The 19,933-nt window shown below is 64.3% G+C and carries 15 protein-coding genes; 7 read left to right on the forward strand and 8 right to left on the reverse strand.

Features of this window, described 5'->3' with window-relative positions; genetic code table 11:
• Window positions 1-148 precede the first annotated feature (148 nt).
• A complete protein-coding gene (locus QA642_RS11185) occupies window positions 149-1,036 on the reverse strand; it encodes a 50S ribosomal protein L11 methyltransferase (protein ID WP_283084710.1) in 888 nt (295 codons plus the stop codon).
• Window positions 1,037-1,190: 154 nt separating this feature from the next.
• Between QA642_RS11185 and QA642_RS11190 the strand changes: the two genes are divergently transcribed.
• Window positions 1,191-1,355 carry a Flp family type IVb pilin gene (locus QA642_RS11190; protein ID WP_283084711.1) on the forward strand — a complete coding sequence of 55 codons (165 nt, stop codon included), beginning with the start codon at window positions 1,191-1,193 and terminating at the stop codon, window positions 1,353-1,355.
• A gap of 291 nt (window positions 1,356-1,646) precedes the next feature.
• Here the strand turns inward: QA642_RS11190 and QA642_RS11195 are convergent, their stop codons facing one another.
• Complete coding sequence (locus QA642_RS11195; protein WP_283084712.1) at window positions 1,647-3,257, reverse strand: NAD(P)/FAD-dependent oxidoreductase; 1,611 nt, start codon at window positions 3,255-3,257, stop codon at window positions 1,647-1,649.
• A 263-nt stretch (window positions 3,258-3,520) separates the two neighbouring features.
• On the opposite strand from QA642_RS11195, the gene QA642_RS11200 reads away from it, so the two are divergent.
• Window positions 3,521-5,800, forward strand: a complete 2,280-nt coding sequence (locus QA642_RS11200; protein WP_283084713.1) for a fused MFS/spermidine synthase — start codon at window positions 3,521-3,523, stop codon at window positions 5,798-5,800.
• A gap of 141 nt (window positions 5,801-5,941) precedes the next feature.
• Here QA642_RS11200 and QA642_RS11205 read toward each other — a convergent pair whose 3' ends face one another.
• A complete protein-coding gene (locus tag QA642_RS11205; RefSeq protein ID WP_283084714.1) occupies window positions 5,942-6,799 on the reverse strand; it encodes an alpha/beta hydrolase in 858 nt (285 codons plus the stop codon).
• A 374-nt stretch (window positions 6,800-7,173) separates the two neighbouring features.
• Here QA642_RS11205 and QA642_RS11210 point away from each other — a divergent pair, with 374 nt between their 5' ends.
• Window positions 7,174-8,430: a hypothetical protein gene (locus QA642_RS11210; RefSeq protein WP_283084715.1), complete on the forward strand. Its 1,257-nt coding sequence runs from the start codon at window positions 7,174-7,176 to the stop codon at window positions 8,428-8,430.
• 38 nt (window positions 8,431-8,468) lie between these two features.
• Here QA642_RS11210 and QA642_RS11215 read toward each other — a convergent pair whose 3' ends face one another.
• On the reverse strand, window positions 8,469-9,248 hold the full coding sequence (locus QA642_RS11215; RefSeq protein WP_283084716.1) for a L,D-transpeptidase: 780 nt from the start codon (window positions 9,246-9,248) through the stop codon (window positions 8,469-8,471).
• 360 nt (window positions 9,249-9,608) lie between these two features.
• Between QA642_RS11215 and QA642_RS11220 the strand changes: the two genes are divergently transcribed.
• Window positions 9,609-9,932: a hypothetical protein gene (locus tag QA642_RS11220; protein ID WP_283084717.1), complete on the forward strand. Its 324-nt coding sequence runs from the start codon at window positions 9,609-9,611 to the stop codon at window positions 9,930-9,932.
• Between the two features lie 118 nt (window positions 9,933-10,050).
• On the opposite strand, the gene QA642_RS11225 is transcribed toward QA642_RS11220, so the two are convergent.
• Both QA642_RS11225 and QA642_RS11230 read right to left on the reverse strand, forming a co-directional pair.
• Window positions 10,051-10,812 carry an ABC transporter permease gene (locus QA642_RS11225; RefSeq protein WP_283084718.1) on the reverse strand — a complete coding sequence of 254 codons (762 nt, stop codon included), beginning with the start codon at window positions 10,810-10,812 and terminating at the stop codon, window positions 10,051-10,053.
• Window positions 10,809-11,732 (reverse strand): ABC transporter ATP-binding protein, encoded by a 924-nt coding sequence (locus QA642_RS11230; RefSeq protein ID WP_283084719.1) that lies wholly within the window; start codon window positions 11,730-11,732, stop codon window positions 10,809-10,811. The genes QA642_RS11225 and QA642_RS11230 overlap by 4 nt, the downstream gene beginning before the upstream one ends.
• A 286-nt stretch (window positions 11,733-12,018) precedes the next feature.
• Between QA642_RS11230 and QA642_RS11235 the strand changes: the two genes are divergently transcribed.
• A complete protein-coding gene (locus QA642_RS11235; RefSeq protein WP_283084720.1) occupies window positions 12,019-12,738 on the forward strand; it encodes a hypothetical protein in 720 nt (239 codons plus the stop codon).
• Between the two features lie 69 nt (window positions 12,739-12,807).
• Here QA642_RS11235 and QA642_RS11240 read toward each other — a convergent pair whose 3' ends face one another.
• Window positions 12,808-13,659, reverse strand: a complete 852-nt coding sequence (locus QA642_RS11240; protein ID WP_283084721.1) for an alpha/beta hydrolase — start codon at window positions 13,657-13,659, stop codon at window positions 12,808-12,810.
• Between the two features lie 127 nt (window positions 13,660-13,786).
• Between QA642_RS11240 and QA642_RS11245 the strand changes: the two genes are divergently transcribed.
• Both QA642_RS11245 and QA642_RS11250 read left to right on the forward strand, forming a co-directional pair.
• Window positions 13,787-14,407 (forward strand): ABATE domain-containing protein, encoded by a 621-nt coding sequence (locus tag QA642_RS11245; RefSeq protein WP_283086854.1) that lies wholly within the window; start codon window positions 13,787-13,789, stop codon window positions 14,405-14,407.
• Between the two features lie 151 nt (window positions 14,408-14,558).
• Window positions 14,559-15,494 (forward strand): LysM peptidoglycan-binding domain-containing protein, encoded by a 936-nt coding sequence (locus QA642_RS11250; protein WP_283084722.1) that lies wholly within the window; start codon window positions 14,559-14,561, stop codon window positions 15,492-15,494.
• Between the two features lie 37 nt (window positions 15,495-15,531).
• Here QA642_RS11250 and QA642_RS11255 read toward each other — a convergent pair whose 3' ends face one another.
• A complete protein-coding gene (locus QA642_RS11255; RefSeq protein ID WP_283084723.1) occupies window positions 15,532-19,569 on the reverse strand; it encodes a VCBS domain-containing protein in 4,038 nt (1,345 codons plus the stop codon).
• Window positions 19,570-19,933 lie beyond the last annotated feature (364 nt).

Raw genomic sequence — 19,933 nt, forward strand, 5'->3', positions numbered from 1 at the left:
GCTTACCTCGCCCCGCTTGCGGGGAGAGGTCGATCGCGAAGCGATCGGGTGAGGGGGACTCTCCGCGAGTCCAGCTCTCACCATCTCTGCGGAAGCGGCCCCTCACCCCAACCCTCTCCCCGTAAGAACGGGGCGAGGGAGTGCACCGTCACCTCACCTTCCGCAGCAACAAACTGCTCCACCCCTCGATCCGCAGATGCCTGAGCGGCACGAGGCCGCGCGCGCGGTAGGCGGCGATCACGGCGGGAGCCTGGTGCGTGAGCAGGCCGGAGAGGATGACGCGGGCGCCGGGCGCGAGGTGCCGCGCCATCGGGCCGGCCAATTGCCTTAACGGATTGGCAAGGATGTTGGCCAGCACCAGGTCGAACGGGCCGGATCTGGCAAAATCGGGTGCGGCAAAGCCGGTCGCGCGGATCACCCGGACCTGATTGCCGACTTCGTTCAGCGTCGCGTTCTCGGCCGCCACCCGCACCGAGGGCGGGTCGATGTCGGAGGCCAGTACCGCGCGATGCAGCGCCTTCGCCGCTGCGATGGCGAGCACGCCGGTCCCGGTGCCGAGGTCGAGCAGGCTCCGCGGCCGGGAACTCTTCAGGACATGGTCAAGCAACAGTAAACAGCCGCGGGTGGTGCCGTGGTGGCCGGTGCCGAAGGCGAGCGCCGCCTCGATCTCGATCTTGAGCTTGTTCGGCGCGACGCGGTCGCGGTCGTGGCTGCCGTGCACGACGAAGCGTCCGGCCGGCACCGGGACGAGATCTTCAAGGCTCGCCTTGACCCAGTCCTTGGCTTCGACCGTATCGAAGACGAGAGTCGCGGCGATCTCATTTCCGGCTGAAGTTGCAACGAGTTCGCGCAACAATTCCTGATCCGGCGCGTCGGCGAAATGCAGTGTGACGTCCCATCGTCCGTCCGGCCGCTCGAACGCCGCGACCGCCGCATCGCCCTCGAAAAACACCTCAGTCAGCAGATCGACGACGCGCTTTGCCGAGGTCTCGTCGGCAAGCGAAAAGCTGGCGCGGTGGGTGGGTGAAGGCTGCATGCTAAGGTTCCGTCAGGCTCAGTTTTTTGAACTTTTGTTCCAAAAGTTCATACAACTTGCAATTCGCCAATTAACCCGACTGCAGGTCGGGCTCCGTAGATTTTCGGATGTTGGGGCTGACCAACACAGCTTGAAATCGAAACGGAGGCGAGTCTTGAAGTCCATGGTTTTGAAGTTCTGGTCCGATGAATCGGGTGCGACCGCGATCGAATACGGCCTGATTGCGGCCGGTATCGCGCTGGCGATCATCACCGTGGTGAACAGCCTAGGCACCACGATGAACGAGAAGTTCGGTTCGATTAGCAGCTCCTTGAAGTAATTTCCGCCTCCTATTTCCCAGCGGGGCACCTTTCTTCATGGACAGTCATATTTCGACGAACGCCCGCTGGGGGAATTGCCCTCTGGCGGGCGAGGTCGTTGCTGGGGGCTTTCTCACAGGAAAGCCACAGCCTGTCCCCATCCTTTCCCTGACGCTGTCAACGCCGTTATCCCGCCGGTCATCCCCAGCCTTTCCATGGCCTTTCAACAGGGTTTGCCCGACTTGCAGCGAGGGGTGCCTGCCGGCCTGCCACAGCTTTGCCAACGGCCTGTCCACAGCCCATCCACAGGCCTATCCACGGTTTCCGAACAGGGAGCGGTGATCCCGCAGGATCGCCTGCGCGGCGTTGTGGCCGGGGGCCCCGGTGACGCCGCCGCCGGGATGGGCGCCGGAGCCGCAATGATAGAGCCCCTTGAGGGGCCCGCGATAATCGGCATGGCCCAGCATCGGTCGTGCCGAGAACAGCTGGTTCAAGGTCAGCGCGCCGTGGAAGATGTCGCCGCCGAGGAGGCCGAACTGCCGTTCGAGGTCGAGCGGCGACAGGATCTGGCGGCCGAGCACGCTTGCCGCAAAGCCCGGCGCATAGTTGTCCACCGTCGCGATCATGAGATCGGCGACCTCGTCGCGATGGTCGTCCCACGACTTTCCGTCGGGCAGCTCCGGCGCGACGTGTTGACAGAACAGGCTGGCGACGTGCTTGGCTTCCGGCGCGAGCGTGTCGTCGAGCGTCGAGGGGATCAGCATCTCGACGACGGGTGACCTGCTCCAGCCCTGCGCGCGCGCATCGAGATACGCGCGGTCCATGTAGGGAAGGCTCGGCGCGATGATGATGCCGGAGGTGAGGTGATCGCCATCGCCCGGCAGCGCCGTGAAGGAGGGCAGGCGGTCCAGCGCGACATTCATGCGGAAGGTGCCGGAGCCGTTCTTCCAATGCCTGATACGGGCGAGGAATTCCGCCGGCAGGGCATCGGCCGCGATCAGGCGCGTGTAGAGCAGCTTTGGATTGACGTTGGCCGCGACGTATTTCGCGCGAATGGCGGTGCCGTTCTCCAGCACCACGCCGACGGCGCGATCGCGCTCGACGATCACCTCGCGCACGCCGGCATCAAGATCGATCACGACACCGCGGCTCTGCGCGGCGCGCGCCATCGCCTGCGTGATCGCACCCATGCCGCCGACGGCGTGGCCCCAGACGCCCTTCTTGCCGTTCACCTCGCCAAAGGCGTGGTGCAGCATCACATAGGCCGAGCCGGCGGCGTAGGGGCTGGCGTAATTGCCGACGATGGCGTCTAAGCCGAACAGCGCCTTGACCAGATCGTGCTCGAAGCGCTCGTCCAGCATCTCGCCGGCCGAGCGGGTGAAGAGGTCGAGCAGGCTGCGGCTCTGTTCCAATGTGAGGCCGCGCAGGATGTTGGCGCTCTGCAATGCGTTCACGGCCTCACGGATCGCGTTCGGGCCGAACCCATCGAGCAGGTTCGGCGGCGCGCGCAGCACGAATTGCCTGAGCACGTCGGCGATGTCCTCCAGCTCGCGCGAAAACCCGTCGAGCGCCTCCGCATCATGCGCACTGAGTCGGGCAACGGAGTCCTTCGTCCGTCCCTCGCCAGTGAGGAGATAGCTGCCATCAGGCGCGGGCAGGAAATTCTGCGCGCGCCGCTCGACGATTCGCAGGCCCTGCTCGGCGAGGCCCAAGTCGCGGATCACCTGCGGATTCAGCAGGCTCACCGTGTAGGCCGCGACCGAATTGCGGAAACCCGGATGAAACTCTTCGGTCACAGCGGCCCCGCCGACCACCTTGCGGCGCTCGACCACGCGCACGCGCAGGCCCGCCATCGCGAGATAGGCCGCGCAGGTGAGGCCGTTATGGCCAGCGCCGATGATGACGACGTCGGTTTCGGTCATGATGTCCCTGTCGTCATTCCGGGGCGATGCGCAGCATCGCGCCCGGAATCTCGAGGTTCCGGGTTCGATGCTGCGCATCGCCCCGGAATGACTCTCTTATATCAAGCATTCCCCGCTGCAACATCACGTGCCCCTTTATTGCCCGTTCAGGCGCGGTGTGCTCCATTGCGCGCGGTCCGGCGCCCGCCGGGGGAGTTATTCGACGCGTTTTCTCGCGCGAACCGGTGCCCACTCCGCTGGAAAACGCTTTTGCCGGAGCTTTCATGGATTCGATCGTGCAACCCGCCGCCACGGAGCAGCCGTCGTCGTCGCGCAACCGGCTGCTGCTGACGGTCTACACTGCCGCGATCTTCGTCAGCGCGCTGTTGCTGTTCTCGGTGCAGCCGCTGTTCACGAAGATGGTGCTGCCGCGGCTCGGCGGCTCGCCGGCGGTGTGGTCGGTGGCGATGGTGTTCTTCCAGTCGCTGCTGCTCGCCGGCTATGCCTACGCGCATCTGTTGATGCAGGTCAGGAACCGCATCGTTCCGGTGGTGGTGCATCTGGTGCTGCTGGTCGCGGCCTTCGCCACCCTGCCGCTCGGCATCGCCTCTGCCTATGGCGAGCCGCCGGCGTCGGGCTACGCATTCTGGCTGCTCGGCCTGTTCGTGGTCTCGATCGGCCTGCCGTTCTTCGCGCTCGCCGCCAACAACCCGCTGCTGCAAGCCTGGTTCGTCCGCACCGGCCATCCCGCCGGCCACGATCCCTATTTCCTCTATGCTTCCTCCAATATCGGCAGCTTCCTCGCGCTGTTGTCCTATCCGTTCCTGCTGGAGCCGATGTTCACGCTGCACACGCAGAACCGGTTCTGGACCGGCGGCTACGGCCTCTTGATCCTCCTGATTGGCGGCTGCGGCGTGCTGCTGCTGCGCTCGCCGAACCTGCCCGTGGTCGATGCGCAAACCGAGGAGATCAATGCGCCGGCGCCGGGTCTCCTGACCCGGCTGCGCTGGATCTTCCTCGCCGCGGTGCCGTCCGGCCTGCTCATCGCCGTCACCGCACACATCTCGACCGACGTCGCGGCGGCGCCGCTTTTGTGGGTGCTGCCGCTCTCGCTGTATCTGCTCACCTGGGTGGTGGTGTTCCAGTCGCGGCCGCTGTTGCCGCACAAATGGATGCTGATGCTCCAGCCGGTCGCGATCGCCGGCGTCGTCGTCCTTTTGGCTTTCGGCGGCGAGCAGAACCTGCTGCTGACGCTCGGCGGTCACCAGCTCTGCTTCTTCGTCATCGCGATGGCCTGCCATGGCGAGCTGGCGCGGACCCGGCCGGCCGCCAAATATCTCACCGGCTTCTATGTCGCGCTGTCGTTCGGCGGCATGGTCGGCGGGCTCTTTGCCGGCCTCGTTGCTCCCTTCACCTTCTCGTGGATCGCCGAATATCCGATCCTGGTCGCGCTTGCCGCGCTGTGCCGGCCGCCCGTCAGCGAGCGTCTCGCCGGTGTCGTCAAATGGTACTGGCTGGTGCTTGCCGCGCTCGCGGTGGCGCTGGTTGTGCCGTCCACCACCACCGGCAATCTGTCGACCTGGTTCGAGGATCACCGCGTCTGGGTCGCCGGCGGCGTCGGTGTGCTTGCCGCCCTGTTGGCGCTGACATTCAATGCGGACCGCTGGAAGATTTTTGCGACCGTCGCGCTGGCGCTGGCCTTGATCCGCGTCTATCCCGCCGACGAGGGTCGCGTCACGACGGTGCGCAGCTTCTTCGGCGTGCACAAGATCGTGGTGACGCCCGGCGGCTATTTCCACGTGCTGATGCACGGGACCACCATCCACGGCGCCGAGCGCTTCCTCAACAATGACGGCACGCCGGTTGCCGGTCGGCCGGAGCCGATCACCTATTATCACAAGGACGGCGGCATCGGTCAGGCCGTCACCGCGATGCGCGAGCGCAAGGGCGGCCCGCTGAAGGTCGCCGCAATCGGCGTCGGCTCGGGCACGCTCGCCTGCGCCGCCCAACCCGGCGAGGACTGGAAGTTCTTCGAGATCGACCAGTCCATGGTGGATGCGGCGCGCGATCCGAAGAATTTTCGTTACATCTCGAGCTGCCTGCCCGACCTGAAGCCGGTGATCGGGGATGCGCGTCTCACCTTCGCGAAAGAGCCCGACGGCGCCTACGACCTCATCATCGTCGATGCCTATTCGTCGGACGCGATCCCGATTCACCTGGCAACCGAAGAGGCGATGAAGATCTACAAGGACAAGCTCGCCCCGCACGGCGCCGTCGTGATGCACGTCTCCAACCGGCATCTCGATCTGGAGCCCGTCGTGGTCGGCATCGCCGACGCCAACGACTTGAGGAGCTGGGTCTACAACGAGGATTCGGGCCGCGATTCCGACTACATCTTCTCCACCGACGTCGTCATTTCCGCGCGCGATGCGGACGACGTCGGCAGGATCGCATCCTCCAAGCAATGGGAGGAAACCGAAGCCGACGACAGGGTGCGGGTCTGGACCGACGATTATTCCAACATCTTGGGCGCGCTGTACCGGCGGATAAGGGACGGGGAGTGATCGGGCTCTCGTGCCCCGGACGCGGCGCAGCGCGCAGCGGTGCGCTGCAGAACCGGGGCCCATCTGTCTGGATCCCGGCTCTGCGTCGCGTCATTTCATGCCGCGCCGCGTCCGGGACACGAGAGGCGCAAGGCCGCGCGCTCAACGGTCCGGCACCGCAGCCGCCAGCTGGTCGATGGTCGGGCGCGGCTTGCTGAGGCGCGGCATGTTGAACGGGCTGTCGTCCTCGCCGAGCTCGTTGAGGAAGTCGTGCAGCGCGCCTTCGATGAAGCCCTTCACCTGGTCCGAGCCGCGGTCGCTGAGATCGTTGTGCTGGAATTCGGTCTTCACCACCTGGATGCCCGCTTTGGCGCAGGTCTCGTCGTCGGGGACGACGCCGGGATCGGGCTTGAACTGCGGATCCTTCGAGCGGAAGGACAAGATCTTGATCCTGCCGTCGGTGACGAAGGGCACGCGCAGATTGTCCAGCGTAACGACCTTCTTCACCAACTCCGGATGAAGCTTGGCGAAATACATCGAGATGTCGCCGCCGTTCGAATGCCCGACAAGGGTCAGATGGCGGTAGTCCGCGTTCGGGTAGAGCTGCTTGAGGCGGTCGATCGTGAACAGGATGTTGGCGATGCCGCGATTGTATTGCGAGCGGCGGCCGACATATTCCTCGTCGACCTTGGTCACCATGGGATCGTCGGTCGAAAGATCGTGCTGAATGCTCACGACCAGATAGCCGCGCGCGGCGAATGTGTTGGTGAGGAACGAATACTCGGTGTGCTTGACCGTGTTGCCGTGGCTGAGGATGACGACCGGCAGGTCGATCATTTCAGCCATCGACTGGATCTCGCGGTCGCGGCGGACAGAGACCTCGACGGTCACGTCGCGGTCGCCGCGCAGGATGTCGGCCATCCCAATGGTGGTGTGGTGGATCGCCCATTTGCCGGCAACGAAATAGGTGAAGGCCATCAGCGCCGCGGCTGAGGCGAAAACGGCAAGGCCTCGCTTCATGACAGTCTCCGCATCCGGTGATCTCAATCCTGCGGGCGGGGGGCCGTCGCATGAATCACGCCCGGCACAAATTCCGGGCCAACCGCAACACTCCCCGCCGGACGTCTCAGCTCAATGAATGGGCCGGACGGTATTGCGGGGTTTTTACAGCTGGATGACCGGCCGTCGGCACGACGGCGGGAGACAAGATTCTCTCGCAAAAGTGAGGGAATTGCCTTCCAGGCAGCCATGCCCGCCGGCTGGTGCGATGTCCCGCGGCCGACAGTGGCAATGCCAGATCCGGGCGCCGCTCATGCCGGCGAGCCAAGGCGGTTGACGGCGGCGGCGGAAGGCCGAGACTGGCCGCGGGCGGGATCGGTTCCGGGACGACTCACATGCAGCGCATCTTCATCGCGATGGCGGCAGTTCTCATGGTTGAGCAGGCGGCAGCCAAGGATGTGCTTTCGGGGGCTAGTCTTTACGAAGACGTCACGCGCTATTCATCCTTCGGCCTGCATCGCTTCGGCTCGGCCGGCGATCGCGCCACCGCGGACTGGATCGCCGGCGAGATGAAGCAGGCGGGGTTTGACGTCAGCTTCCAGCCTGTCGTGCTCGGCCGGCAATATGTCGTCGAGCAGGCCAGCACTGAGGCCGGAGGCACCCGCGTGGAGGCGACGCCGTTCTGGTGGCCGCCAGAAGACAAGGCGAGCTTCCATTTGACCGCGCCGCTCGCGCGCGATGGCGATGTCGCCGGAAAGATCCTCTTGCTCGAGCTGCCGTTCGATCGCGGCGCCTATCTCGGCCCCGCCCATCGCGCGGCGATTGCCGAAGCCGCAGCGAAGAAGCCTGCGGCGATCCTCCTGACGATCGGCAATCCCGCCGACGACCGCTTTGCCTACAACGTCACGCAGGAGGACACGCCCTGGCCGGTGCCGGTGATCGTGGTCGGCGCCAAATCGCGCCCGACCTTCGAGCGCGCGCTCGCGTCAGGCGCGCCTGTCACCCTTGACGTCAAGGGCCATTACGAACGCGATGTCGCCGGCCGCAACGTCGTCGCCGCGATCGGCACCGGCCCGACCATCGTCGTCTCCACACCGATGACCGGCTGGTACAGCTGCGTGTGCGAACGCGGCCCCGGCATCGCCAACTTCCTCGCGCTCGCGCGCACCGTCGCCGCGGAGAAATGGCCGGCGCATTTCGTCTTCATCGCCACCGCGGGCCACGAGATCGGCCATGGCGGCATGGAGCTGTTCCTGAAGCACGGCGCTCCGGCGCCGAAGGACACGCTGGCCTGGATTCACTTCGGCTCGTCGAACGCCTGCTACGCCTTTGCGGAAGGAGCCCGCACCGATCGGCCTGAGGAGGAGCGCTATCTCGTGCTGAGCAAATCGGCCGTCGCGCTCACCGACGAGGCTTTCGCAAGAGTCGAGGCAAAGCGGCTGGTGACGGAGAAGCAGGCGGTCGGCGAGCTGCGCGACGTGCATGCCGCGGGCTACGCCAATTTCCTCGGCATGGCCGGCCGCCATCGGACGTTCCATACGCCGTCGGACGATCTTGCTGCGACCGGGCCCGATATCCTCGAGCCGGTCGCCCGCGCCTTCGTCGATGCCGCGCGGAAGATCGTCGAACGCGGCGAAGCCGCGTTCAGATAGAGCATGATCCGGACTCGGATCATGCTCAAATAACAACGTCAGTTCTGATAGTAGCCGCGCGGTTGATAATACTGCCGCGGCTGCGGCTGATAGTAGCCCTGCTGGCCGTAGCCCTGATTGTAATACTGCTGCGGCTGCTGCTGCTGATAAACCTGCGCGTCATAGAGCGGGCGGCCGGCAGAGCGCGGCGCCGGATAGCGTGCGCCGGTGTCGCTGCCGTCGGCCGGATAGATGTAGTTGTCATCCTGCGGCATGTAGCGGCGGGCGGGCTGCGCCGGCGGCGCCAGATTCACGGGATCGCCTGAGGTGGCGTATTGCTCTTCGGCAGGCTGCTGGCCGCGCGCCACTGCATTGGCATTGCGGCCGCGCGGGTTGCGCGCCAGCGCCACTTGCGCCGAGCCGGTCAGCGTCACCGAGGTGTTGAGTACGCCCTGCTGCTGCACCAGCGCGTAGAGCGTCGAGGCGTTCTGGCGCGACAGCCGCACGCAGCCATGCGAGGCCGGTGAGCCGAGACGGCCGACCGAGTCGGTGCCGTGAATGGCGTGTCCGACCTTGGTGAAGAAGATCGAATGCGGCATCGGCGCGTCGTCGAATTCCTTGGAGAAGTGATCCTCTTCCATGCGGAAGGCGCGGAAGGCGCCGTTCGGAGTCTCGCGCGAGGGAATGCCCGTCGACACCGGCCAGTGATAGCGGGTCACGCCGTCGACGACGACGGTCATCTGCTGATTGTCCTTGTCGATGGTGATGTCGACCTTGGCTTGCGCGGTGCCCGCGCTCAAAAGCATCAACGAAGCAAAAGCGATGAAATATGAACGCATCTGACGTCTGGCCTCCGGCCTGTTCACGCTAGAGCATAATCCGGAAAAGTGTGTAGCGGTTTTCCGAAAGATCATGCTCAAACAATAACACCGCGGCTCACCGTCCCCCGGCGTGCAATATGCCCGCAATCCGGCTTTCGTTCCAGCGGCCCGCCGAGCCATCGTTAACGTGATGCGTGATGTAAGCAAGGCCGCTTTGTGCCACGTGGCTGGCGGCGATGCTGACATTTTCGCGAGCGGATGCGCATTCATAACGCCGACAATTCGTCACAAAGGCGCAACCATTTGGCCGTTTCGAACGTTGATTGTCGCCGGCCTCGACAGGCGGCGTTCGCCGCCAAACACTCCTTGGGATTGAAGATGAACAAAGCCCGTATCGCCGCCGCAGCCCTGCCGGCCGGCTTGCCTGCCCGCCTGCTGTTCGCAGTCGCCGCCATCCTGCTCGCGCTGTTGGCGCTGCCGCACGCCGGCCACGCCCAGGGCATCGTGCGGGGCGCCCAGGAAGGCTCGTATGAAGGTAACCGGATCGCCGGTCCCGTGGGCGGCGTGGTCGGTGGTGCGGTCGGCGCTGGTGTCGGCGGCGCCGTCGGTGCGGTGGAGAGCGTGTTCGGCATCCCGCACCGTCATTACCGTCACTGCCGCGGGTACTATGACGGCTATCACCGCTTCCATTGCTATCGCTGAATCCATCGCCGTCATTCCGGGGCGCGCGCAGCGCGAGCCCGGAATCCATCGAACGGCAACGTCAGTGGATGAATGGATTCCGGGCTCGCCCTTCGGGCGCCCGGAATGACGGCAGAGGTTAATTCTTCAGCCGGTACCCGGTGCGGAAAATCCACCAGATGATGGCGAGGCAGACCACCAGGAATGCCACCGTCATGCTAATGCTGACGGACACGCTGACGTCGGCGATCTCGTAAAAACTCCAGCGGAAGCCCGAGATCAGATAGACGACCGGATTGAGCAGCGCGACCGTGCGCCAGCCCGCCGGCAGCATGTCGATGGAATAGAAGCTGCCGCCGAGGAAGGTCAGCGGCGTCACCACCAGCATCGGGATCATCTGCAGCTTCTCGAAGCCGTCGGCCCAGATGCCGATGATGAAGCCGAACAGGCTGAACGTCACCGCCGTCAGCACCAGGAAGGCCAGCATCCAGATGGGATGATGGATGTGCAGCGGCACGAACAGCCCGGCTGTCGCCAGGATGATCAGGCCCAGGATGATCGACTTGGTCGCGGCGGCGCCGACATAGCCGAGCACGATCTCGAAATAGGAGATCGGCGCCGACAGGATCTCGTAGATCGTGCCGGTGAATTTCGGGAAGTAGATGCCGAACGAGGCGTTGGCGATGCTCTGCGTCAGCACCGAGAGCATGATCAGGCCCGGCACGATGAAGGTGCCGTAGCTGACGCCTTCGACCTGGCTGATGCGCGAGCCGATCGCCGCGCCGAACACCACGAAATAAAGTGAGGTCGAGACCACCGGCGAGACGATGCTTTGCAGCAGCGTGCGCCAGGTGCGCGCCATTTCGAACAGATAGATGGCGCGGATGGCGCGGTGATTCATGACGTCCTCACGAGGTCGACGAAGATGTCCTCGAGCGACGATTGCGTCGTGTCGAGATCGTTGAAGCGGATGCCGGCGGTGCGGAGGTCGCTGAGCAGGCTGGTGATGCCGGTGCGCTCGCCCTTGGTGTCGTAGTCGTAGACCAGCGTCGCGCCGCCGTCGCAGAGGTCGAGCTCGTAATGCGCGAGGCTCTCCGGAAGCGAGGCGATCTTGCCTTGCAGATGCACCGTCAGCCGCTTCTTGCCGAGCTTCTGCATCAAGGTCGCCTTGTCCTCGACCAGCACGATCTCGCCCTTGTTGATGACGCCGATGCGGTCGGCCATCTCCTCGGCTTCCTCGATGTAGTGCGTGGTCAGGATGATGGTGACGCCGGACTGCTGGAGGGTGCGCACCACCTCCCACATGCCCTTGCGTAGCTCGACATCGACGCCGGCGGTGGGCTCGTCCAGGAACAGGACCTGCGGCTCGTGCGACAGCGCTTTCGCGATCATCACGCGGCGCTTCATGCCGCCGGAGAGCGTGATGATCTTGTTGTCTTTCTTGTCCCACAACGAGAGGTCCTTCAGCACCTTCTCGATATGGGCGGGGTTCTTCGGCTTGCCGAACAGGCCGCGGGAGAAGCTCACCGTCGCCCACACGCTCTCGAACGCGTCGGTGTGCAATTCCTGCGGCACGAGGCCGATCAGCGAGCGCGCCTTGCGGTAGGAGGTTTGGATGTTCTCGCCGCCGACCAGAACCTTGCCTTCGCTGGGATTGGCGATGCCGCAGATGATCGAGATCAGCGTGGTCTTGCCGGCGCCGTTCGGCCCGAGCAGCGCAAAAATCTCGCCGCGCTTGATGTCGAGGTTGACGTTCTTGAGCGCCTTGAAGCCGGACCCATAGGTCTTCGACAGATTGGCGACGGAAATGATGGATGACATGATGGCCGCAAGGCTGAGGGGCAAAGGTTGGGGAAGGGGGCTGGAACCTGCCGGGAGGCGGGTCAGCGGTGCCCTGAGATAGGAATGGCCTTGCCCGGTCGCAATTGCCCGGAGAAAAATGGCCTCAAAACGGGCCCTTGAGGGGCAGGTTTCGGGTAAGTGTTGCGCGATGGTCACGGCTTGCCGCTAAGATTGCCACTCACGCGCCTCTTTGTTGCGTCCGCGAGCGGGCCGTGGCTACGATTCCGGCTAATCGCAAAGCGTATTGTTCCCAGGGAAAACATCGATGAGACCGAACGGCCGTCACACCGCCGGCGCCAGCCAGTTGTCCGCCCTCCGCCTGTGGATGGTGGGCCTGCTCCTGCTGTCAGCTGTTGCCATGAGCCCGACCACCGCCCGGGCGGCCCCGAGCCAGGCCGCGGTCGCGACCACGCATGTCTACCTGCTCCGCGGCGTGCTCAACATCTTCTCGCTGGGCCTCGACACCATCGGCGCCCGCCTCCAGGCGCAGGGCATCCCGGTGACCGTCGCCAACTTCGTGTCCTGGTCCTCGCTCGCCGATGAAGCTGCGACCGACTACAAGGCCGGCCGCCTCAAGACCATCATCCTGGTCGGTCATTCCTCCGGCGCAACCGCGCTGCCCGACATGATCGCCAAGCTCAACCAGCTCGGCGTTCCCGTGAAGCTCGCGATCGGCCTCGACTCCGTGTTCAAGACCAGGCTCTCGACCGGCGCGGAGCGCTACATCAACATCTATATCGGCGACGGTCCCGGCGAGCCGGTACGGGCCGCAGCGGGCCTGCGCGGCAAGCTCGACAATGTCGACGTCCGCGGCACCGGCGTCGGCCACATCTCGATCGACAAGAGCGAGGCGATCCAGCGCCGCGTCATCGCCGAGATCGACGCCGCGATCATGCGCTCGCGCGCCCCGGCTGCCCCCGTCGCCGAACCCGGCGCGCCGCGGCCCGCGCGCTCGGCGGCGGCCGCGGCTCCGGCGCGGAACTGAAGTCTCTTCTCCCGTGATGCTCGGCGGCCGCGGCGTTGCGACGCCGCGGCCGTTTCGCATCGGCTCCCGTTACGCCAGAAACACGCGGATCGCGTCCGCGATCTCGCGCGCATGCGTTTCCAGCGCGAAATGGCCGGTGTCGAAGAACTGCACCACCGCATTGGGATTGTCGCGCTTGAAGGCTTCGGCGCCGGGCGGAATGAAGAACGGATCGTTCTTGCCCCACACTGCCAGGAACGGCGGCTTGCGGGTGCGGAAGTAGCTCTGGAATAGCGGATAGAGCGCGACGTTGCTCTTGTAGTCGCCGAACAGGTCGAGCTGCACGTCATCCGAGCCCGGGCGCGCGAGATAAAAGTTGTCGAGGCTCTGGCCGTCCGGCGACACCAGGGCCGGATCGGGGACGCCATGGGTGTACTGCCAGCGCGTCGCCTCCGGCGTGAGGAAGGCACGCAGCGCCTCGCGGTTCGCCGGCGAGGGGTCCTGCCAATAGGCCTTGATCGGGGTCCAGCCATCGCTGAGGCCGTCCTCATAGGCATTGCCGTTCTGCGAGATGATCGCCGTGACCCGCTCGGGATGACTAAGCGCGAGCCGGAAGCCGGTCGGCGCGCCATAGTCGAACACATAGATGGCGAAGCGATCGAAGCCGATCACTTCGGTGAAGCGCTCGATCACATGCGCGATGTTCTCGAAATTGTAGACGAAGTCCTGGCGCGACGGCATGTCGGACTGGCCGAAGCCGGGAAGATCGGGCGCGACGATATGAAACTTGTCGGCGAGCAGCGGGATCAGGTCGCGGAACATATGGCCGGCGCTCGGGAAGCCGTGCAGCAGCAGAAGCTTCGGCGCGCCTTTCGAGCCAGCCTCACGATAGAACACCTTGAAGCCATCGACGTCTGCCGTGCGGTAGCTGGTCGGGCTCATGACCGTCTCCAATTCATGTAACCTGTTAAATCGATAAATTCAGGTTACTTGCATCGTTGATAACTTGTCAATTGCCATTTTACGGGTTACCTACCGATTGTTTCCCACGGCACTCCAGGGACCCCTCATGGACCGCCCGCCCGCCATGTTCATCGCCGACTCGCTCGGCCTCGATTTTCTCAACTCGGTGGCGACGCCGGTCGACACGCCCGTCGATTGGCTCGACGACGGCGTTGGCCTGATCGACTGGCTGGCGCAGGCGAAGCTGGTGCCGGCGGAGGAACTGGACGCGCTGGCGGCGCGCGCAAGGCCGGGCGAGCTGGACAAGGTCGCTGATCAGGCCCGCGTCCTGCGCGAGTGGTTCAGGGGCTTCGTCCAGGAGCATAAGGGCCGGCCGCTGACCGCGAAGGCGCTGCACGAGCTTGGCCCGCTCAACAGCGTCCTGGAGCGCGATGAGACGTTCCGGCAGATCGTGCCGCGCCGTGGTGAGCAGGGTGACGGTCTCATGCTGCAAAGGATGCGGCGCTGGCGATCGGCTGAATCTCTGCTGCTGCCCATCGGGGAGGCGATGGCGACATTCGTCTGCGAGGAAGACTTTTCCGACGTGAAGGCGTGCGAGGGCCATAACTGCACAATGTTGTTCGCCGACCACACCCGCAGGCGGGCGCGGCGATGGTGCACGATGGCGATCTGCGGCAACCGCGCCAAGCAGGCCGCGCATCGCAGCCGGCTCAAGAACCGGCAGTGACGAGCCCTGCTCGTCCAACCGGTCACGGACCTTTGATCCAGTGTGTCGGTGCGTCGCGCCCCTGTTCCCGCGCCCCAAAATCCACCAAATCGGTTGTCAATGAGCCGGTTTGGCGGAGGTCCGTACCTCCTGTGGTGGGACTGCTCAACTGATGATGGATTTGAGGCGGCTCGTCGTGCTGGCAGCGTTGGCGCTGCTCGCCTTGAATCCGGTCGTCGCTGCGGCGTCACCTGCGAAGTCGAAGCCGGCGGCGGTCCCGGCCGTGCCCGCGGCACCGCCTGCCGCGCCCTTCGCGCCGCTGGCGCCGCCAAAGATCTACCTGTTTCGCGGCGCCATGGGCCCGATCTTCTCGACCGGCATGGACCGGCTCAGCGAGAAGCTGACCAAGGCGGGCTTCTCGGCGGATGTCTACGAATTCACCATCTGCCGGCTGATCGGCAACCGGGCCATCGCCAGCTACAAGGAGAGCCCAGCACCGATCGTGCTGATCGGCCATTCCATGGGCGGGCTGTGCTCGATAGTGATCTCCGAGATGGCGGCCAAGGAGAACATCCCGATCAGCCTCGTGGTCATTATCGACCCTGCGCATGCGACCGGCGACGTGCCGCTCAATGTCGAGCGCTTCATCAACATCTTCATGTCCGACAGCGTGCTCGGCGGCGGCGATGTCGTGGCGGTGCCCGGTTATCGCGGTCACTATGCGAGCTACGACCTCAAGGAAAACGCGCGCGTCTCGCATATCAACATCGAGAAGTCGGACGAGATCCATCGCCAGATCATCGAGATGGTGACGCAGCTGCCGCGCATTCCGCCGCAGACCCAGGCCGATGCGGTGCCGCTGCGCTATCTCGTGCCGGGGGACACGCTGGTCGAGTTATGGGACAGCGGCGTACGGGTGCCGGTGCGCCGCGGCGACACCCTGGAGAGCATCGCCGCCGCCAACCGCGTGCCGCTGTGGACGCTCGCGCAGAGCAACTCGCTCGCAGAGAACGCGCAGCTCACGCCAGGCCAGACCATCATCGTCCCGCGCCACCTGACGCCGCCCGAGCCGGCCGCTGCGATGGCGACGCCGCCAAGCCGGCGTTAGCGTCCCCGCGGATCCGGAGCTTGCTGAGCAGCCAACCTCACACGATGAGATCGTGCTGCACGGGATGGTCGATGTGTCCGTTGTGAGCACCATTGTCCGTATGCGAAGCCTCGGTCATTGGCGCCGCGTCAGCATGTCCCTTGGCTTCTCCCGCGTGTCCGTGCCGGTCGGGCGGTGACGGAAGATCGTCCACGAAGGTGGTGCTCGATTTCTCGTGGCCCGGATTCAGGAATTTAAAATTGTCTGCTGCGTGCGGATTTGCTTCTGAGCCGAACGCGCCGTTAGCCTTGGAATGCAGCCGAGTATCAAACGCGCCGGGCTCCTCAGCCGCGAGATGACCGTGTCCGTTTGCTTGATGCAAGTTCGAATGACCGTTGCTGCCCTTCGCGGACTCGTTCGACGGGCTGGAGTCAAGCGCGCCCCCGGTATCGGCGGCGCTCGCATCACCAGGCGCCTCGGCAGCGCTGCCGCTGTTGGTGTGTTGGGCGGATGCAAAGAGGAAGCCATCCGGTGTGCTGGAAGGAACTTCCAGTCCCGAATGACTTTCGGTTGCGGTGCTGATCGGACTGATCGCTTTCGGATGGTTGTTGTCGTCTTTTCCAATTTGCTCAAAGACGAACTTGAAGTCCGCCAATGACGAAACGCTCGCCATTTCCACGAGGCTGGGTGTCGCAGTCCCGTCCGAGCCGGAAGAGCTGGGATGCTCGCTCGGCCCGGTCCGGCTTTGGCCGGCATCGTTGCTATGGCTCACGTTGGCTGCTTGAGCCGGTGAGATCTGGTCGACGGGGAGGGTCTCGGCCGTCGTGTCGGTCGCGAGGCTGGACGTGCTGGCCGCGACGACGGTCGTGTCACTTTGCGTCATCGCGGTTAGGCCGATCGCGTCCGCCATGACCGCCGCCGGCGCGGCGGTCGGGTCGACGATGAAATCCGACGAGTCGATGCTCGTGATCCCCTGCAGATGAATTTCCACCAGGCTGGAATCCCCGATCCGAAGGGTCTGGTCGGTCGGATTGACATAGACGACGGTCTCATTGGCCGAGCTGTCGTACAGCCAGGCGATGGTACGCGCCGGAACGGACGTGCCTGCGAAGTTCAAGGCCAGGATCACAAATCCGAGCGCGCCGAGAGCCGTCAGATCGATCTTGTCGCATCCCGATGCGAAATCATTGATGGTGTCGCACCGGCCCGCTCTGGAATCGACCGCCGACAGATAAACGAAGACGTCCTTGCCGTTGCCGCCGGTGAGCTTGTCCACACCGAGCCCGCCGATGATGGTGTCGTTGCCGTTGCAGCCGTCGATCGTGTCTTGTCCCGAGCCGCCGTAGATGGCGTCATCTCCGTTGTTGCCCTTGATCGTGTCGTTGCTCGAGCCGCCGAAGATGGCGTCATTCACACCGGTGCCGTTGAGGGTGTCGTTGCCGGCGCCTCCGTAGACGATCTGGGTGATGTTGCCACCGCCGGCGATGCTATCGTGTCTGGGGGTCCCGTAGACGAACGGAGGATCCGATACCACGGTCGTCCCTGTGGCCAGATTGTCGAAGTCGTTGGGGTCGCCGTCGCTGGCGCCATGGATCGAGATCGTCACCTCTTGCCTGGTGCCGTCGATGCTCGTCACCGTGAAATGATCCCTGAGCGTATCGCCGACATCGAGGGCGTTGACCACGCTGTTGCAGTTGTCGAGCGTATAGGTCCATACGCCGGCGTCTGTCATCGTGAAGGTACCGAAGCCGCAGTCGCTTGCAGTCGGCGAGGTCACGGCGGTGAAGCAGTTGGCCGGATTGTCGACATCGGTATCGGTGAGCGTGCCAACCGCGACTGGCCTGCCGGGTGAGATTCCGCCCGCCTCGAGCACCGAGCCTGTCGTGGTGCCGGAAATGATGGCGGCGTCATTCGTGCCGATGATCTTGATGGTCACCACCTGCGGCGTACCGTCGATGGTCGTCACAGTGAATGTGTCGGTCAGCGTGCCGCAGGCATTGAGCGCCTGCACGGCGCTGTTGCCGTTGTCGAGCGTGTAGGTCCACGTGCCAAACGCCGTCATCGTGAAGGTGCCGAAGCCGCCTGCGCTTGGTTTTGGCGAGCTCACCGCGACGAAGGTGTTCGGCGGATTGTCGGGGTCGGTGTCGGTCAGTGTACCGCAGGCGACCGGCATCCCGGGCTTCCCGTTGGCGATGCCCCCGGCCTCGGTCACGCAACCGGTCGTCTGTCCGGAAATGACGGCCGCATCGTTGCTGCCGTTGATGGTGATCGTCACCACCTGTGCAGTGCCATCGACCGTGGTTACCGTGAAGCTGTCGGTCAGCGTCTGGCCGTTGTTAAGCGCCTGTACCTTGGTGTTGGCATTGTCGAGCGTGTAGGTCCACACGCCGGCGGCTGTCATCGTAAAGCTGCCGTAGCCGCTCACGCTCGCCGTCGGCGAGCCGGCCGCGACGAAGGTGTTGGACGGATTGTCGACGTCGACATCGGCAAGCATGCCCGTCGCGATCGACGTACCAGGCGAGGTGCTGCTGGCTTCGGTAACAGCGCTGGCGGTGGTGCCGGAGATGATGGCGGCGTCGTTGCTGCCATGGATCGTGACCGTGACGACTTGCGGGGTGCCGTCGACGCTGGTCACCGTCAAGGTGTCGGTCAGGGTATCCCCGACGTTGAGGGCTTGGACCGCATGATTGGCGTTGTCGAGCGTGTAGGTCCACACGCCGGCTGTCGTGACCGTGAAGAAGCCGTAGCCACCCGTGCTCCTGGTCGGCGAACTGACCGCCGTGAACGTATTGGCCGGGTTGTCGACGTCCACATCCGTGAGCGTGCCGGTTGCCGTTGGCGCGCCAGGCGCCGCATTGGCGGCACCGCCTGCCTCCGCCACCGTGCCATTGACGTTGCCTGAGATGATGGCTGCGTCGTTGGCGCCGTTGATGTTGATCGTGAAGGCCTGACTCACCGAGAGCGAGCCGTCCGAAACTGTGATGAGGAAGCTCGTCGTCGTCGGCGATTGCAGGGCGTTGATTGCATCGTTGTTCGGAACGAAGGCGTAGGCGCCGGACGTGCTGTTCAGGAAAAGGGTGCCAAAGGGACCCGTCTGCGAAAGATTGTAGGTCACTCCATTCAGCGTCGTGCTGCCGGATGTTCCTCCGCTGAGGCCGAAGGCCAGTACGGCGCCGGTCTCGGAACTGCTGGCCGTGAAAGTACCGCTCGCCGTAGTGAACTGGTCGAAATGGATCGTGTCGACTTCGACCGGTCCGGCTGGCACGCCCAGAGACGGCGGCGGATGTATGATGATGGGAACAGGGATGTCGAACGGCGGCAGTGGCGGAAGCAGGTCTTGCGGCTTAGTCGAGTCGTGCGACGTGAAATTGATATGCTGCACCGAGAGTGACTCGCCGAAAGGAGGTGTGCTCGATCCTGTCGTCCCTCGCGTGAGATTGGCGAGCACGTCATGTTGGGCCGCCTGCAACTCTTCCATCCGTGCGGCACTGTTCGCAACCTGGCTCACGCTGACCGAGGAGCCGATCCTCTTTACGACAATCGTCTCGCCAGGATCATCGACGATGATGTGTCGCGGCACCTGCTCCTTGGTGATGAGCTCGAAGACGCCGTGCTGAAGGTCCTTGTAGGTGACTTGGTCGTCATCCAGAATCGTGGCGTCTGGGTCTGTGGCTTGTGCGTCGTTGATCGTCGAGAAAGTCAACGCCGCCATCGTCAGGATGCCGAACCCGCTCGCATGGGAACGGCCGCGAACGCTTCCGAAGGGCGTGTCGACCGTCAGGGCGCCACTGCTTGCCAACCGCCCGGCGGCAAAAGCAAAGCTCCCGCTGGTGACCGCAACGACGGTCGAACGCGAAGAGCCGGGGACATCGCAGGCGAATTCGCGAAGCTCGATGCAAGCTCCGCTGGAGACGTTGAATACCGTGTCGTCGAGCAGCCGGATTCCGAGTTGCGCATCGGCAGCAGTCTCGATTACGTCACCGCGGCAGACAAGGTCGCCAACTCTGACCTTAATCGCCGCGCCGTTGTCGCGCCTGAGGGTCGCGTAACCGAACACGGCCTGAACTGTGCCGATGATCTGGAGAGGCAGGGCCATAACAGCCCCATTCCGGGGGTCAACGCTCAAAGCAACGAACATTGGTTTGGCCTCGCATGCCGACTCATTCGGACTCGGTGCGGTGCCTCAGTCTTCTTGTCGGTTTTGCCTACGCCACCGGGGCAATACTGGCGTGGCAACCCAGGCCTGCACGCCGAAAACGCTTGATGAAAAGACCCGATCTCCGCGGGTATAGCCAAGACGACGACACGCTCACGCGAGATGCGGCGTCTCGACGCGCGTTCGTCTCTCAAGAACAGTTGACGTTGAGTTCCGCGAAATGTCGCTTACTTTCCGCGGTGAGGCAAACGGCCTTGGGCCTAAAATCGATGGCAAAAAAGAAGTACTCCCTCTGGAGGGCTGG

Source organism: Bradyrhizobium sp. CB2312 (assembly GCF_029714425.1).
Classification (GTDB): domain Bacteria; phylum Pseudomonadota; class Alphaproteobacteria; order Rhizobiales; family Xanthobacteraceae; genus Bradyrhizobium.